The 17253-nt window shown below is 52.5% G+C and carries 9 protein-coding genes, 1 other RNA gene and 3 pseudogenes; 6 read left to right on the top strand and 7 right to left on the bottom strand.

Annotated features, from left to right (window positions below; translation table 11 throughout):
* Positions 1 to 57 precede the first annotated feature (57 nt).
* From ACVXHP_RS19020 to ACVXHP_RS19000, 5 genes and pseudogenes are all read left to right on the top strand, one after another.
* Positions 58 to 1467 carry a TolC family outer membrane protein gene (locus ACVXHP_RS19020; RefSeq protein ID WP_447572029.1) on the top strand — a complete coding sequence of 470 codons (1410 nt, stop codon included), beginning with the start codon at positions 58 to 60 and terminating at the stop codon, positions 1465 to 1467.
* Positions 1464 to 3650: a type I secretion system permease/ATPase gene (locus ACVXHP_RS19015; protein WP_316130342.1), complete on the top strand. Its 2187-nt coding sequence runs from the start codon at positions 1464 to 1466 to the stop codon at positions 3648 to 3650. The genes ACVXHP_RS19020 and ACVXHP_RS19015 overlap by 4 nt, the downstream gene beginning before the upstream one ends.
* A 7-nt stretch (positions 3651 to 3657) precedes the next feature.
* Complete coding sequence (locus ACVXHP_RS19010) at positions 3658 to 4821, top strand: HlyD family efflux transporter periplasmic adaptor subunit (protein WP_137349546.1); 1164 nt, start codon at positions 3658 to 3660, stop codon at positions 4819 to 4821.
* Between the two features lie 72 nt (positions 4822 to 4893).
* Positions 4894 to 5257, top strand: a transfer-messenger RNA (tmRNA) gene (ssrA, locus tag ACVXHP_RS19005).
* A 204-nt stretch (positions 5258 to 5461) separates the two neighbouring features.
* Positions 5462 to 5681 (top strand): annotated as a pseudogene (locus ACVXHP_RS19000) (integrase arm-type DNA-binding domain-containing protein); the annotation flags it as partial.
* Positions 5682 to 5786: 105 nt separating this feature from the next.
* Here ACVXHP_RS19000 and ACVXHP_RS18995 read toward each other — a convergent pair.
* Genes ACVXHP_RS18995 through ACVXHP_RS18970 form a run of 6 tightly spaced genes read right to left on the bottom strand, consistent with a single transcriptional unit; the run spans position 5787 to position 15977 of the window.
* Positions 5787 to 6878, bottom strand: coding sequence for a hypothetical protein (locus tag ACVXHP_RS18995; RefSeq protein ID WP_447572028.1), 1092 nt, complete (start codon positions 6876 to 6878; stop codon positions 5787 to 5789).
* Positions 6871 to 8634, bottom strand: coding sequence for an AAA family ATPase (locus ACVXHP_RS18990; protein ID WP_447572027.1), 1764 nt, complete (start codon positions 8632 to 8634; stop codon positions 6871 to 6873). Before ACVXHP_RS18990 ends, ACVXHP_RS18995 begins: the two co-directional genes overlap by 8 nt.
* The gene (locus tag ACVXHP_RS18985) at positions 8634 to 10571 is read right to left on the bottom strand and encodes a restriction endonuclease subunit S (RefSeq protein ID WP_447572026.1); all 1938 of its coding nucleotides are present in this window, start codon (positions 10569 to 10571) and stop codon (positions 8634 to 8636) included. The genes ACVXHP_RS18990 and ACVXHP_RS18985 overlap by 1 nt, the downstream gene beginning before the upstream one ends.
* Positions 10568 to 13027 (bottom strand): type I restriction-modification system subunit M, encoded by a 2460-nt coding sequence (locus ACVXHP_RS18980; protein WP_447572025.1) that lies wholly within the window; start codon positions 13025 to 13027, stop codon positions 10568 to 10570. Before ACVXHP_RS18980 ends, ACVXHP_RS18985 begins: the two co-directional genes overlap by 4 nt.
* Positions 13028 to 13047: 20 nt before the next feature.
* The gene (locus tag ACVXHP_RS18975; RefSeq protein ID WP_447572024.1) at positions 13048 to 15777 is read right to left on the bottom strand and encodes a type I restriction endonuclease subunit R; all 2730 of its coding nucleotides are present in this window, start codon (positions 15775 to 15777) and stop codon (positions 13048 to 13050) included.
* Entirely contained in the window at positions 15774 to 15977 is a 204-nt protein-coding gene (locus tag ACVXHP_RS18970) for a helix-turn-helix domain-containing protein (protein WP_447572023.1), read from the bottom strand. Before ACVXHP_RS18970 ends, ACVXHP_RS18975 begins: the two co-directional genes overlap by 4 nt.
* 276 nt (positions 15978 to 16253) lie before the next feature.
* Here ACVXHP_RS18970 and ACVXHP_RS18965 point away from each other — a divergent pair.
* Positions 16254 to 16418: pseudogene (locus tag ACVXHP_RS18965) on the top strand (TA system toxin CbtA family protein); the annotation flags it as partial.
* 589 nt (positions 16419 to 17007) lie between these two features.
* Here the strand turns inward: ACVXHP_RS18965 and ACVXHP_RS18960 are convergent.
* Positions 17008 to 17223 (bottom strand): annotated as a pseudogene (locus tag ACVXHP_RS18960) (isocitrate lyase/phosphoenolpyruvate mutase family protein); the annotation flags it as partial.
* Positions 17224 to 17253 lie beyond the last annotated feature (30 nt).

Below are 17253 nucleotides of genomic sequence, written 5' to 3'. Positions count from 1 at the left end.
GGCGCCACGACGCCCGGAGCAACTGCCGTAACGGTTGTATTTTGAAAGGGATGAGATATGGGAAAAGTCATGCCCGTGGCATTACTGCTGGCATTAACGCTGTGTTCCATGCGGGTGAATGCCGAAGATGAACCGCAAATTATTACACCGGAAGGGTTGGCAAACAGCCAGATGCTTCCAAGTCTTGACGGCTCCGTTGCCGATCTGCCGCTAAGCTCCGCCGCCCCCGGTACTCTGACGCTGAACGATGCCGTGAGTCGCGCCGTGAGCTGGCACCCTTCCATTCGTGAGTCTATTGGCAAACTGCTTTCACAGAATGAGCAGATAGACCTGGCGAAATCGAAATATTACCCGCAGGTAACTGCCGGAATGAACAACGGCTACAGCAATACTTACACCGACCACGGCTTTAGCCCGGCCCTGGTTATTTCGGTGTCACAAATGCTGTATGACTTCGGCAAAGTGGCCAGCCAGGTTCGCGCTGAAACCGCAGGGTCCGCGCAACAGCAGGCTAATGTGTTACTCAGTATTGATACCATCGCCCACGCGACCGCCAACGCGATAGTTCAGGTGCAGACGTGGCAGCAAATGGTAGACGCCGCCGAGGAGCAGCTCGCCGCCCTCAACGGCATTGGCCGATTGACCCGCCAACGCAATGATGAAGGCGCAACCTCACTATCAGACGTGGTGCAAACCGATGCGCGTATAGAGTCCGCTCGTTCGCAGTTGGCGCAGTACCAGGCCAATCTCGACAGCAGCAAGGCAACTCTGATGAGCTATCTCGGCTGGAGCTCGCTCAACGGCATCAGCAATGAATTTCCCGGCAAACTGGACAGCAGTTGTGATGTCGTTAAACCAGACGATAAGCTGGTTCCTGCCGTGCTGGCGGCGTGGGCGCAGGCAAATGTGGCGCAAGCCAATCTCGACTACGCCAACGCGCAAATGACGCCGACTATCTCTCTGGAGCCGTCGGTTCAGCACTATCTCAACGACAAATACCCCAGCCATGAGGTGCTCGACAAAACCCAGTACTCCGCATGGGTAAAAGTTGAAATGCCGCTGTATCAGGGAGGCGGACTTACCGCCAGACGCAACGCCGCCAGTCATGCGGTTGAGTCAGCCCAGTATTCCATTCAACGAACCCGACTTGAGGTACGGCAGAAATTACTGGAATCCCGCAGCCAGGCGATGAGTCTGGCCACCGCCCTGCAAATTCTGCGACGCCAGCAGCGACTGAGTGAACAAACGCGCGAGCTGTATCAACAGCAGTACCTGGATCTGGGCTCACGCCCGCTGCTTGATGTGCTTAACGCCGAGCAGGAGGTGTATCAGGCGCGCTTTGCTGAACTCCAGACCCAAAACCAGCTGCGCCAGTTACAGCTAAACTGCCTCTACAACACCGGATCGCTACGTCAGGCGTTCGCCTTAAATAACCGCAGCATTCAATCGGTGGAGATACAGCTATGAGCGATGTCGATTCACATGCTGAAGAGGCCATTGGCGAACAGGCCCTGAGCCAGTGGGCGCAGGCGATGACGCATATTGCCAGCCACTATCGTGTTGCCTGCTCGCCCGGCGCAATCCAGGCCAATGCCCCGTGGTTTGCAGGGAAAAACCGCACCCTCGCGCTGGCGCAACTGGCGCGCCAGGCGGGCCTGTCATTTCACGCGCTGGACACCACAAAGCAGGCGTTCAGCCAGTGGCGTTTACCGGTAGTGGCGGAACTGCGCGACGGCCAAATCATGGTGATAGAACATTTCAATGGTGACGATGCGCTGGATGTTTTTATCATCGCCGAAGAGGAGCAGCGTAACCGGGTGACGGTCGCAGAGCTTGTGCCGGAGATCGTAAGCATTACCGCGCTGCGCCCGCTTTCGGCGCTAAAAGACAGTCGGGTAGACCGCTATATTTCTCGCTTTAAACCCGACTGGATGCGCGAACTGGTTTTACAGGACATCCGTCCTTACCTGCCGGTGATGATTGCCGCTTTTCTGATTAACATTCTGTCGCTCGCCGGGATTATCTTTTCGATGCAGGTCTACGATCGGGTAATTCCGGCGCAGTCGTACCCGACGCTGTATGTTCTCTCGACCGGCGTTCTGGTGGCGGTACTGTTTGGCTTTCTGCTGCGCGAAGCACGTACCCACATTATGGATCTGCTGGGTAAACGCGCCGATATGCGCATTTCCGATCGGGTATTCAGCCATGCCCTGCGGCTGCGTAATAGCGCCGTACCGCGATCGACGGGGAGCTTTATTTCTCAACTCCGCGAGCTGGAGCAGGTTCGTGAGATGATCACCTCCTCAACCATGTCGACTATTGTCGATCTGCCATTTTTCTTTCTGTTTATCGTAGTACTGGCCTGCATTGCCCCGCCGCTGGCATGGATAGCGCCCGTCGCCGCCCTGCTGATGATCCTGCCTGGTTTACTGTTACAGAAGAAACTGGCGGTGCTCGCCAACCAGGCAGCACATGAATCCACCCTGCGTAACGCGGTACTGGTTGAAAGCGTTCAGGGGCTGGAGGACATCAAACTGATGCAGGCGGAAAACCGCTTTTTACAGCAGTGGAACAGCTACATCCGCATTACCGGAGAGTCCGGACTGCGCACGCGCAAGCTGACTCAGGGGCTGATTGGCTGGGGCATGTCGGTGCAAAGTCTGGTCTACGCCGCCATTATTATGTTCGGCGCGCCGATGGTCATTGAAGGCACGATGACCACCGGGGCCGTGGTGGCCGCCTCCATGCTCGGTTCGAGAATGATTGCTCCAATGGCTAACCTGTGTGGCGTGCTGGCCCGCTGGCAGCAGGTCAAAGCAGCAAAGATGGGGTTGGATAGCATCATGCAACTCCCTACCGAAACGCAATACGATGAAGACCGGGTACATCAGGAGATTCTTCACGGTCATTATCTCTTTGAAAATGCGCACTTTCGCTACCACAGCGACGATCAGCGCGTGCCGCTGCGTATCTCACGTCTGGAGATCATGCCCGGGGAACGAATAGCGATCCTCGGTCGTAACGGTGCGGGGAAATCAACGCTGCTGCAGGCCATGGCGGGCGGCGTGGAGATTATTCAGGGCGAGGTTCGACTCGATAACCTGAGCCTGGCGCAGATCGATATGGCCGACTTACGCCGCAACATCGGTTTTCTCAGCCAGAATGCGCGGCTGTTTTTCGGCACCCTGCGTGAGAACCTGACTCTCGGCGCGCCGCATGCCAGCGACGCGCAGATATTCGAAGCGCTGGAGGTCAGCGGCGCAGCGGCTTTCGTTAAACAGCTCGCCAAAGGGCTGGCGCATCCGATTATGGAGGGCGGCAACGGTCTGTCCGGTGGACAACGGCAGTCAATATTGCTGGCAAGAATGCTGCTGCGCTCGCCCAATATCGTACTACTCGACGAACCCAGCGCTTCACTGGATGAACATACCGAGCGGGAGTTTATTCAGCGGCTCAACCAGTGGCTGGGCAACCGCACACTGATTGTCGCCACCCATCGCGTGCCGGTTCTGGAGCTGGTCGAACGCGTGGTGGTGTTGAAAGAAGGTCAACTGGTGATGGATGCCCCGAAAGCGCAGGCGTTGAATGCGAGTCGGGCACCTGTACCAACTCACGGTCGGGAGTGGAAAAATGAAAACCAATCCGCATGACGCCGCCATGGACGATCTCGATATCCGCCGCGAACACCGTTTTTCCGGGGCCAGCCGCATTATTCTGCTCAGCACGCTGTTGTTTGCTGTGCTGGGTATCTGGGCGTATTTCGGTAAACTGGATGAAGTCTCGACCGGCAGCGGGAAAGTGATCCCCAGCTCACGTGAGCAGGTATTGCAGTCACTGGATGGCGGGATCCTCGCCGAGCTGACGGTTCGCGAGGGCGATAAGGTGCAGGCCAATCAAATCGTGGCGCGCCTCGATCCTACCCGGTCTGAGTCCAACGTTGGGGAAAGCGCCGCCCGCTATCGCGCCTCGCTGGCTTCCAGCGCGCGGCTTAATGCTGAAGTTAACGATCTGCCGCTGACCTTTCCCGATTCACTGCGCGCCTGGCCGGATCTCATCGCCTCCGAAACGCGTCTGTATAAAAGCCGCCGCGCGCAGCTTGCTGATTCTATGGCGGAACTGCAGGACGCTCTGGTCTCGGTTAACAAAGAGCTGGCCATTACCCAACGTCTGGAGAAAAGCGGCGCCGCCAGCCATGTGGAAGTGCTGCGCCTGCAACGACAAAAAAGCGATCTGGGATTAAAAATCACTGACCTGCGTTCCCAATACTTCGTGCAGGCGCGTGAAGCGTTGTCTAAAGCCAACGCCGAAGTGGATATGCTGGCGGCCATTTTGAAAGGACGTGAGGATTCTGTCACCCGGTTGACCGTGCGCGCGCCCATGCGCGGTATCGTAAAAAATATCCAGGTCACCACCATTGGCGGGGTTATCCCACCCAATGGCGAAATGATGGAAATAGTGCCAATAGACGATCATCTACTCATTGAAACCCGTCTGTCGCCGCGTGATATCGCATTTATTCACCCCGGCCAGCGAGCGCTGGTCAAGATAACCGCTTATGACTACGCCATTTATGGCGGTCTGGAAGGCGTAGTTGAAACCATCTCTCCGGACACCATCCAGGATAAAGCGAAACCGGAGATCTTCTACTACCGCGTGTTTATCCGTACCCATCAGGACTACCTGGAGAACAAACTGGGACGTCATTTCTCCATCGTACCGGGCATGATTGCTACAGTGGATATAAAAACAGGTGAAAAAACCATCGCCGACTATTTAATCAAACCGTTTAATCGGGCCAAAGAAGCGCTGCGCGAGCGGTAAATCCTTGAGGACAAGGGGTTGCGGGGGCTGGTCACGCGTGTCACAAGTCTGTTATACTTGCTCTAACACATTGGGGCTGATTCTGGATTCGACGGGATTCGCGAAACCCAAGGTGCATGCCGAGGGGCGGTTGGCCTCGTAAAAAGCCGCAAAAAAATAGTCGCAAACGACGAAAACTACGCTTTAGCAGCTTAATAACCTGCTCTGAGCCCTCTCTCCCTAGCTTCCGCTCTTAAGACGGGGATCAAAGAGAGGTCAAACCCAAAAGAGATCGCGTGGATGCCCTGCCTGGGGTTGAAGCGTTAAAACTAATCAGGCTAGTCTGGTAGTGGCGTGTCCGTCCGCAGGTGCCAGGCGAATGTAAAGACGAACTAAGCATGTAGTACCGAGGATGTAGGAATTTCGGACGCGGGTTCAACTCCCGCCAGCTCCACCAAAATTCTCCATCGGTGATTACCAGAGTCATCCGATGAAGTCCTAAGAGCCCGCACGGCGCAAGCCCTGCGGGCTTTTTTGTGCCCTCAATTTGTCCTGCGAAGTCCGAAGAGAACTTATTAAATCCGAACCTTTTAGGCCCATTGATAGGCCCAACGAAAAGCTCTATTGTTTTCGTTGGGCCTAAACGCAGGGAGACTCCCCCATGGCAAGAAAAACCAAGCCGTTAACCGATACGGAAATCAAAGCCGCCAAACCTAAAGATGTCGATTACCAGCTGTATGATGGTGATGGTTGACGCTCTTAATCAAATCCAATGAAAGCAAACTCTCGCATTTCTCTTACTATCGCCTCTGGCTAAGCTGATAACCAAGCAGAGCTTCAGTTCCTATCCTGCCGTCTGGCTTTCCGAAGCACGTAAACTCTGCCCCCGGGAACTGGGTCATTTTTGCGCGCAGGACAATAAACTGGCTATCCAACGCAAGGGGCCATATCAGCCTAAAGCGGGGGCTCTATGAGTTTGCTTGAGGCTATGTCGCCAGCCCCAACTCGCTGTGCCATACCGCTAGGCAAGCAGGATCTAGTATTGCTGCGGCCAACGCTTGTCCGACTTCGTAGTCGGGACCAGACTCATCCATAGCGACCTGGTAATCGATTAAGTAATTCTGCAGTGACGCAAAGTCGCTCGGGCCTCGCCCGCGTCGTTTGAGATTGAAAAGCTCCTTTTGCTTGGCCAAATATTCTGCTTTAAATTTCCTAGTCCAGCGATCCGAAAGGTTTAGTAGTTGATCAAGATGGTCTGCTTTGGGTTTATCACTCGCTACAATGGCAACGCAATGCACGGTCAGCTCCGACAACACATAATTGATTCGTACCCCGCCATTCCCAGGCCTCAAATAAGGATGGAACCAATCGGAGAAACTGCCGGCAGTGTGCACATCTTTCTCACCTTTGTTTGCCGTTGAATTGCATTCGCCACAAATGGGAAGCAAGTTGTCGGCACAGACGCTGAGCAAGGGAAACGCACTCTTTGCAATCCAATGATCGACTTCAGGTGTTTGGCCTAGCGGACCACCACAAAGTACACATACTTCTTGAGCATCTAAGTCAGGATTCAAACGGTGGGCATCGCGAAATGCTTTCAAAAAGTCAGCGTATTTCACGCCATCAGCAGCGGTGGGAGTGCCATTGGGCCGGTACGGCAAACCACTACGAAATCCTTTTTCATAAAAGGCTTCCATCAATGTTTTGAATGCCTTCCAATCCGAAGCGCTAGTAACAGGACAATTAATTGGCCACAGGGTTGGTGTTGGTTGAAATTGGGTTGCAAGCGCAGAGACTGTCTGTATCCAAGCCATCAACGCCGTCTTCTGTACAGCGGGCATTGCAGCAACCGTTTGGGCACGGCTCAAAAGTGTTTGACCTGCTTCAATGCGCTGAAGAAAGTTCCACAACCAATTAGCCTCAATACTGCTGGCCAACACAGGTGGCTGCAAACCTTGCTGGTTAATGTGGGCATCTGTGATCGCAGGATCACACAACCATAGCGCAAAACGCTGCATCAACTGCTGGCAGGCAACTAGCGCTGGCGAACAGGCAACTCGATGGATAGGTTTAAGCATTGCTACCTCGCCATATATTCAGCAAAGTGCGCAATTCACTGCGATAAAAACCCGAACCCATTCGGGCGATCAAGCTTTCCAGATCGGCGATTTCTGCTGGTGTGCCAGTCGCTTGGCGCAGCTTTTTTTCAATGAATTCCTGGGCGCGTTTGCCAATACTGTCATCTGCACCGAACACTGTCATCATTAACGCACTGGGGTCTGTGGCGAATGTCGGTTCGTCCACGTTGCGCACGGTGGAGCCATCCGCCGTTTTTTTTACCATTACGATCTCGTTGTTGAACACATCAGAAAGCACGATGGCGGAATGGGTAGAAATTAATACATCGTTACTGGTATTACCAATCGCATCGTCTATGATGTCAACAATCTCGCGCTTCCATTTGTCGTTGAAATGGGTCTCGGGCTCATCCAGTAATAGTAAGGCGTCCTGCTGGCCTTCCAACAAGTGGAACAACGCCATGCGACCCAACACCATTTGCTCACCGTCTGAAAGCTCCTCGTAGCGCAATATGCCAATGTCAACCGAGTTGGAGTCGGTACCTTCGTCAGGTGCGGGTGTGCGGCGCAAGCGCAACAGCACATCATCAAACATACCTGCTTGATTCAGTTCCAATAAACGGGTGAAAATCTCAAAGCGGCTCACGTCCTTGGCGCCGCCGAGTAACGTCCACAGCGCTTCGCCCTGGCTGGTGCAGGTTTGCAACTCATCGCGGGCGGGTGACAAAAACGAGATGCCTTGCGCGTTGAAGCGGCCTTTGAAATCGAACCACAGGGTACGACGCGGTTCCGCCGGATGCGGCTCAGCGACAACTTCACTGGCACACAACCACCAATCGTGGGCTGTTTCACACAGTTTCTGCTCCCATTGAGCCGCTTGTAAACGCGAACGGAATGCGACAGAGACCAAGTGATGCCAACCACCTCGCTCCAGCAGCTTTTGCAATGAATTTTTGTTATCGGCTCGCCCTGTTTGGTCTTTTGCTTCAACTAAAGCCTGTGGCAAAGCCACAGCCAGCAGCGCACATTTTAACAATGTGGCGTCCAGCAAAACCGGGCGGCGGAAACTGTCCATCTCGCCAGGGTTTGCATTCTGGGACTGCCGTTGGGTATTCCCGCCCGCCTGTTGCCCTGCTTGAAAGGCATTTTCCTGGGCAACGGTCCAGCCTGCGGGGCGTTCGTCACTTTGGGTATCATAATTGCTATCCTGTAAACCCTCTGCGCGCTGATTGCGATTCCACACAGAACGCCAAGGGCGCAAGTCTCCGGTGGTGTAGGCCAGAACTGCGGAAGGTAAGGCAATGCTGTGCGGTGTCACCGATCCTGTGGGCCATTCACCTTTACGCACAAGAGGTCGAAATTCCGAAGGAATATCGCTGGATTCGGCTGAAAAACGCGCAAGCATCTGCTCGAATTGTTCAGCCGTCAGGCTGTCTGGGAAGGAAAATTTGTCGGCAATCCACAGGCTCGCGGACTGACGGTCTCCGAGCCAATCCACGATCAATGTTCGCGCGTTTGATGTATCTCGATTCCCAAGCTCATATACCAATTGCACAGGGAAAAGGGTTCGCTGTCCATCTGCTAATGCTAGAAAAACCTCGGCGACAGCCCGCAGTAGGTTGGACTTACCACTGCCATTTACGCCGACGACGAAACGAATCGCACAATCGCGCGCCAGCGGCGAGCCGCTAGCGAAACACACCTTGATATCAGAGATGGGCGGGTAGTTTTGAAGACGTAAGTAACGAAGGCGCATTAAACAGACTCCAAATCAACTTGCCGCGCCTCTACCTTGAGTGCGCTGGCGATGTCTTCTTTCAGCTCATTGAGCGAGGCGTAATGCTTACCTAGATCCACCAGGTACGTGAAGTCTTGTCCGTCTTCATCTTCAATAGCAATAACCTGGAACATTCCACTTGCTCCAGCGTGTGCAGAGTTCTCATAGTCCAGTTGGACTTCAAAAAGGTAGTGCTGCTGGTCAACACCTGACGACAACGTTTTACGCAGAGTCTGCACATCGGCCATGCGTGTGAACTCTTCTTGGCGCAAAGGGCGGAAGGCTTTAAGGTAATCCACATCGCCGCTTTCCAGGTCTTGCTTGGGCAAGGTGATTTTAGCGATCAAGCCCAGTGAAGCCAACTGGCTCAAGGAGCGGCGGATACGATTGCCGTGCGACTGGCCAAAGGCTTGTAAACGTTCCGTCACCATCGCGTCATCGCAAAATCGAGATAAGACCTCCGGATCTTCTACCAACAAGGATTGGCCACTCTCTTGGCAATAATCTGTGAATGCCGCCAACACCTGCCGCTGAAACTCACTGAGCTCGCTGAGCAACCAATGGCGCTCGATGTGGGTGGTGGAATCGGTTTGCACTGAGGAAGTAACGACTACATTGGTACTTAACGTGATCTTAGTGCCTCGCTCGCGAAGCACGGTATCGCGCACGTGGGAGGCCTCAGCGATTTCATCGGCATGATTCCCTCTCCAATCTGTGGTCAACTCGCCAGACATTGCTGCAATGCTCAATACATCACGCATTTCGGCTGCTATGTTTTCCGATTTGGCAATGAGTCTACGAAGCTCCCGAACCTGTAACCAGATATCACGGAAACGGGTCTGCTCTTCAATAGAAGGTATCGGCAGCTGGATCTTTGTCAAATTCTCGCCGTTAAGGTTACTCTGACCAGCGGTTGTACGGATAGCATTTCGCATCGCTGCACGGCCATAAGCGCTGTTTAAAAATGCACTTAGATATTCCGGCAATAAACGCGTTATGTCTGTTCGCAAGCGAATCAAGTACGACGCATAGACCATATCAGATTTGGCAATATCTGCGGTGATGGGAGCCGATCTCCCAACATAGTCAGGATTGCCGTTAGAGCGAACAATTAACACATCAGAGGACGTTAAGCTCAGACGCTTTAGCTCAGCTTGCGTCAGATTGGCATACTTCAAGTCGCCGGTATCAACTTCGCCTCCCACGACATTCGGGATTCGAAGAACTGCCACTCCTGAGTCAGCCGTGGCGTCAGCTGAAATCGACGTACCATATCGGGTTTCAACGAAACGTCCAAGTTGTACCCACTCCGACTTGTCACGAGCAAGCACCAAGCGGTCAAGAGCAGACTTGATCATCAAATCAAGGTGCCGACTTCGCGATTGATAATCGTACGCTGCCTCCGCCTGTTGCAGTACATCGACGATGCGCTGTTGTTCGGGGAGTGTGGGAAGTGGGATTTTTACTCGTGAAAGAAAATCAGTTGGAACCCGTTGCAAGCCTCCTGTGCCCACAAACGCGGATGCTGCCCGCTCTCGAAAAGCCTTCTGTCGAATAAAGCTGAAAAGGTATTCCGGAAGAACAACATTGTTCGAACGCAACACATGGAATTCTGTGGAACCAAAACCAAGGCCATTATTCAGGTTCCGAGCTATGGCTGCTTTTCCGTTTTCCATGCAAGGCGTGACTTTTGCGAAAAGCACATCATGGTCACGAAAACTTGTGTAGCCTTTTGCCACCTCTGCGAACATGCGAGTTTCTGCTTTATCTATCACGCCGCGATGTTCATCAACCGCTGACATCGGTACAAAAGTTACGGTTGTATCATCCTCTGGTCTCTGATCTGCAAGGAGTCGAGGATTCAATTCGCAAACATCGATTAGCCGAGCTTGCGCCCAAGTTTCTGGCAACTTCATTCCCTCCCCTCCACCATCGCCAGCAATTTGTCCAGGCCCTTGATAATCTCTTGCTCGGTAGTTTTAAGCGTGTCGATCAATTCGGCCACGCTCTTGTCGCTCTTGAGCTGGGTGAAGTCAAATGGCTTGTACTGGCCAGCGGAGAGGTTCCACTCCCGTGCCTCTATGCAGTCCGGGTCGAGCAGGTCACCTTTGAGTACACCCTTATCGTCATATAGTCCCTCGGCCAGCATCGCCTCCACATAAGCCGGCCGCACTAACTCATCAGCATCGTGCGAGCCAACGAACTGGCCATCGGTACTTTGCCATTCGTCGTTGCGCGCCCAGGCTCGAACAGGCACGACCCAATGCTTGACCTCTTTTAGCTCTGTTTGTTGATCAATAGCTAAGCTGCGCAGGGTGACGTCGAAACCATCAAGCTTGGCCACTTCGCGAGCGATACCTTCCAGTGCTGCGTTCAGGTCGGCCACCGGCTCATGAGTGCTGAACGGCACCGTGGGAGCTTGCGTAACCGCCTTCTGGTGATAGGTCAAGCCGGCATTTAACGCATCCTTAACCAAGCCTTTCCACATCAGCAGTGCTGGCCCATCTTCCGCTTCAAAAAAGCGTTGCACATCGCGTGTGGCGCGGTTGAATTCTTGCTGAGGTACTTTGATGGCTTTTTGCCATTCCACCAGCGCCTTGTCGCTGTCCATTGGTTTAGCAGCAGTGGCCTTATCTTTCCATTTGGTCCACACATGCTGGGTGGGGGCTGCGAAGAACTGGATAACCAAGTCGTAGAGTTTCCGGCTGGCTTCGTTGCACACCTGATTTTCTGCTTCTTTAGGGTCAGCAGGAAGCTCGGGGAACAGCTCGTGTATGCCCCATACCTGACCGTCCCACATACTTGTATCGGACAAGTTCGAGAAAGCTTCACCTGCAGATGTGAGTTTGTCGGCAGTGTCACGTAGTAGGGCCTGACGCCAGCGTTCTGTGTGAAAACTGGGTTGCAGCAAGGTCTTTTCATGACTTTCTGCGCCACTGGGACCGTGCTCGATCCAGGCTTTAAACTTGATGAGCGCATCCCATAGATCGTTTTGTTGGCCTGGGCGTGGATTGCGCTTAGCATCTTTTGAGTAGCCATCCTCCTCCACTTCATAGAACCAAACGTTTTCCGTCATTGGCGCAGCATTACTGGGCAGGCTTTGCTTATTATCGCGTCGGGTGACTTTTCTGAAGATCAGAATCGAGGTCTTGACGCCGGTGTAGGGTTGAAAGACACCGCCTGGAAGGGAAATTACCCCTTCCACCACATGCTCTGTTAGCAGTTCGCGGCGTAACCGAACGTGGGCATCGGTATTGCCGAATAAAACGCCCTCGGGGATAATCACCGCACAGCGCCCGCCAATATCGAGTAAGTCGAGCATCAACCAAAGAAAGAGTAGCTCGCTTTTATTGGTGATCGAATCGTCCTTTTTCTTGCCGCCACCGCCCACACGCGGGAATAGTAAGGTGTCGGGCTCCAGATCTCCGCTGTCGACTGTTCCTGTAAAAGGTGGGTTAGCCAGCACGAATTGGTAGCTACCGGGCTCAAGCAGTTCTTTAAGCCTGACTTTTCCTTCACGTTTGCTGAGGGAGTCGCCCTGCAGCAAGTGCGGGTCGGTCACGTCATGCAGCACTAGATTCATCCAGCCGATGCGTGCCATAGTGCGGTCGTTATCGAGGCCGACGAAATTGACACCATTGTGGATGGCGGTATATTGCTCTGGTGTAGCGGCGGCTCCGTCAGTGCGATGCGGGGTCCCGTCCCATTCCAACACAAGGTTTTCTTGTGCGGAAAATTTGCGCATTAGGTACTGCTGAGTGCTGAACAGAAAACCACCGGTGCCAGCGGCGGGATCTATGACGCGTTGTCCTGGCTCAGGATCTAGTAGCTCGACCATGAAACGGATCAAATGTCGCGGAGTACGGAACTGGCCGTTCTTACCTGCCGTGGCGACTTCGCTGAGCAGGTACTCAAAGGTATCACCCATGATATCTTGAGCGGCTGAGCCTTCACCCGCTCTGGCGAAGAGCTGATCGATGGCATCGATCGCGTCACTCAACACCTTGCCTTTGTTGGGGTCGAGCTGGAAATAGGCATCAGCCATGCGGTTGTTGAGGCTGACTAGTTCTGTACCGTCGGTGCTGACGCTGCTGAAATGTTTATCGAGCTCCCGTAGCCACGGAAAAACCACGTCAATCAAATGGCCGGGGTTGGTCTTTTCTTGACGGATGTAACTCCACTTACAGGACTCGTAACCCGCATAAATGGAGGGAAAGCCACGTTGCTGGCGCTTGAGATCGATGTCTTCCAAGCGTTTAAGGAAAAGCAGATAGGTGATTTGCTCAACCGCCACCAAGGGGTTAGTGAGGCCAGCCGCCCAAAAGCGGTTCCAAAGTTCGTCAACTTTTTTCTTGATATGAGGTGCAAGCATTCAGGAATTTCCTTGATAGATCAAGCTACCTCGTCCAACAGGTGGTTGGCGAGGTTAATGAGCTCGTAGATGTCCTGCGGTGGAAATAGCTTTTCCACTCGGCCCACGCGCGCGAGCGGTGGTTCGCCGAGTGCGGCATGGGTAATGCGCCCGTGGCGCAGCACAGCGGCCTTTACAGCGCGCAGGAAGTTAAGTTGATTGGCTCGCAAATAGCCGTGAGCGGCAATGAATGCATCAAAAGCGACATTAATGCGCTGCTCGCGGTTAGGCAGATGCGCATCTTCACAAAGTATGTGGCGTAAAAAGTCAGCCAGCGATGCGGCTGGGGCTTCAAAGGCTTTGCGCAAGGTGTCTTCGGTAACGAACAGATCAGTCTGGTACAACGTTTTGCTGATTCGGTCCAATTCCTTATCATCCAGATGCTCGCCTTGCTTAAGTTTGGCTAATTCTGGTAACTGGCCAGCCAGTCGGCGCACCAACGCTTCCACCTGCCTACGATAGCTTTCCGCAAAAGCACCTTCTCCGGTGGGGCCATAAATAATCCAGCTACGTTGCGTAATGCTATCCGGTAGATTGATTTCGACCGTGCGGCTTGGTGTGGCGGTGCGATAGCGCATCAAAGGCGAGAACACGGATTGCAGCGTGTCCAGACGTGCTGTATCTAGGTGCTGCCAAAAACCAGCAGATTGTGCCCAAACTCGTTGTTCAGCCACTCGCTGCACTTTAGGGGTGTTGTTGGCCAAGCTACTCATAGCCTCTTGTATGCGCTCTTGCACTTTGGTTTGTTCGTTAACATCGCCCTTAAGCCAGGCCACAGTAAGGCGCTCACACCAGATGCGGAACTGCAATTCTTCCAAGCACGCAAACGGTGCAAAGCGCATCAATGGCGCGATGGTCTTGGAGAGATGTTCCAATACGCTTTGACTTAGTTCTGGCCATTGCCGCGCCAGCGTGTCGAGCTCATCCCAATGTGGCCGCACGTTGATGCTGTGCCGAGGTAGAGTATCCAGCATGGTCAGCAAATCGGCGATAACCGTTTGTGTGTCTTGCTGCTGGGTGTGTAGAAGCTGCCACTTTTCCAACCGTAGGCGGAACAGGCGTACTGGCAGCGGTTCACTCGGGTGCTCCACTTCGCCATCGGGTTTGAGCTTGAAATAGGCAAAGTTTTCCCAGTGATCAATGATTAGAAAATCCTTCTTGATTTCACCAGTTGCCTTGTCGATATGTCGCCGTGCGCCACGCCCGATCATCTGCCAGAACTTAACCTTGCTGAATATAGGCTTGGCAAAGACCAAATTTTGAATAGCTGGAACGTCCACACCGGTATCAAGCATATCCACCGAGATGGCAACACGCGGCATGGTGCGGTATTTGAAATCATCCAACATGGCGTCAGCGCACTCCATGTGACTGTCGATAATTTCGGCCATGCCTTGGCGTTGCAGTTCTGGATACAGGCGATTAAAGCCTTCATAGAGCCTTTTGGCGTGAGCGTGACTGACGGCGAAGATGATCGACTTGTGTGGCAGACCGCGAACATCTTTGCGGCTTTTGTCCATAAACTCTTTCACCATGACATCGTTGGTTCCTTGATTGATGATTCCCTTTTCGATGTCGCTACCATCAAAATTGAGCTCATCAAGATCTATGCCTTGATCACGTGCCATCTGTTTCAAGGGCTCGGCTAGTGCGTCCCCCTGTATGCCTTGAAGCTGAAAGTTGGTTTGTGCGTTAAGCACGCGGTAATTCACTAGGTTCTGATCAGCGATGGCCTGTTCGTAACTGTAGTAAAAACTGGGAACGCCGTCGTCACAATCGAATAGTTCAAATGTGTTATGGTCGATGTAATCGGTTGGGGTTGCGGTCAGCCCGAGCTGTATCGCATCGAAATGATCAAAAATGGACTTGTAGCGCTGATAGATGGAGCGGTGACTTTCATCGGCTACGATCAGATCGTAATAACCGACTGACAGGCGCGAATAGACCTGCATCATGCTTGGATAAGTAGAAAACTGGATACGTGCTCCAGAGGTTTCGCCAGATTCGATGCGAGCCAGACTTTCGTTGGGCAGATGAGCTTTGAACTCCGACATCGCCTGGCGCACCAATTCCCGTCGGTCTGCCAGGAACAACACTCGCTGCACGCGCTTGGAGCGCAGCAAAGTATCAACTAGGGCAATGGTAGTTCGCGTTTTGCCCGTGCCAGTGGCCATCACCAATAGGAACTTGCGCTTGGCTGCATCTACGCCTTCAGTGACGCGACGAATAGCCTCGTTTTGATAGTCGCGTCCAGCTATATCAGCATTGATAGTTACATTGCCCACGGGCTCGGCGAACTGATGCTGATGTCGTAGTCGCTCCAAATCATCTCGGGTATAAAAACCGGAGACCTTGCGAGGGACGTAACGAACCCGATCCCAAAATTGAATTTCTTTGCCATTGGTGAGGAAGATAAATGGATCGCTGCCAAATTTGGTTTTAATCGTATCCGCGTAACCTGCAGCCTGGCGCTTTCCTGCGAGTTCATCGCGAGATGATCGTTTAGCCTCGACTACAGCAATTGGCTTCCCATCTGATCCGAGCAAAATGTAATCCGCAAATTGCGGGGCGTTATGGGTATTCTCGGGTTCCGTCGTTTTGAGCAGAAATTCCTCTATAAGTGTACGCCGACTTCGTGACCAGCCAGAATGAGAGAGCTGCGAATCAATGATCTCGGTACGAGTATGTGCTTCGTCATGGCTTGAAGTCATTCTATGCTACCTCCCTCAGCAGACTCATCCGCCCCACCAGCTCGCACCCATTCGTCCACTTCAGACAGCTGAAACTTCCACAGCCGGCCAATTTTATGGGCGGGTAGTCCCTTGCGTTCGCGCCAGCGGTATACAGTATCTTTGACAACGCCCAAGTGTTGGGCAACGTCGAGGGCGGTAACCCAGGGTTCGGCGGTCATAACAGTGGCACTCTTCAAAAAAGACTAGAGTCGTTTAAAGTCATTAATAGTCTACCGAATCAACCCATAAATGACTATGCAAAATTAGCGGGGACTAGACTGCTCCCAATTCACAAGTGCGAACTGTCAACTCAAATTCTCGCCTGTCGTTCGAGCAGCACGATGATCTAACCCATTTTCGATAGATACCTTGTAAGTTAGTAAAATCGCTGGAAATGGTGGATCATTAGCAAAGCAACAACAAGCCGACATGTTTGTACCGCCGTCCGCTCAATCGGATGCGTTGATGGCGATGCGGTGAACTTTCTTGTCGAAAAATACGGGCTTGTCCATATCGACCGAAAGGGATTTTCATGGCAAGAACAGAGCCCGTATCTTTCCGTAGTGGATATTTTGCGAGCAAGACGCTCTACCGGCTTGCTAAAAACTGACGTGAAATAAACGCTTAAATATAGAGCAGACTAAAGGAAAGCAAAATGCTAATCTCGTAGACAAAGAGACTCCTGCTGTAACCTCCCCTTCCCCTGCAAAAAACCTGACATTTCTTTTAGGACCAACAATGGGACCAAAATGAAAATTGAATTGATTATTAGCAAATATAAAACAAATAGTTATAAAGCCAATTCAGACTCCGCCAGCCCAAAATTCTCCATCGGTGATTACCAGAGTCATCCGATGAAGTCCTAAGAGTCCGCACGTCGCAAGCCCTGCGGGCTTTTTTGTGTCTGTTATTGCCCGAGGGCATCCAGCTAAATTCAGAGAAAATTGGTACACGTTTATGTACACGCTATATTGTGGTCCATTAAACGTATACTAACTATGGAAGGAATCCACATATGACGCGCATTACACGCCCCCCTAACTAACAACGAGATCCTTAAAGCTAAGTCCCGAGAAAAATAAATCATGGTCAGTCTTGAACGATATACTGACCTTTACTTGCGAAAAACGTCATAGATTACAAACTCAAGGCACTAATACAAAACAGAAGTTTTCCGGCTGCATTAGAACATCAGGCCATTAAGCGTTGTTCTTCGGCTGAATCACCATACCCTGCTTCCATGTCAACTCTGAATGGCAGGTTGCTCACAGCCCGGATGCGGGTGACCATATAAAATAACTCATCAAACGGCATTCCCTGCCCGTCTTCATATCCCAGTGTGGACGCTATTGCTGCGCTGGCGGTATCCCAGACGTTAGCGATAAGAAGGGGCTCATGTTGGTTGTGAAGTTCTGCAAAGTTCATATTCATACCCTCTCAATAGATTGAAAATGA

It is taken from the genome of Citrobacter freundii complex sp. 2025EL-00176 (assembly GCF_053309355.1).
The sequence above is the reverse complement of the archived record's forward strand: the minus strand, read 5'-3'. Positions and strand labels throughout refer to the sequence as shown.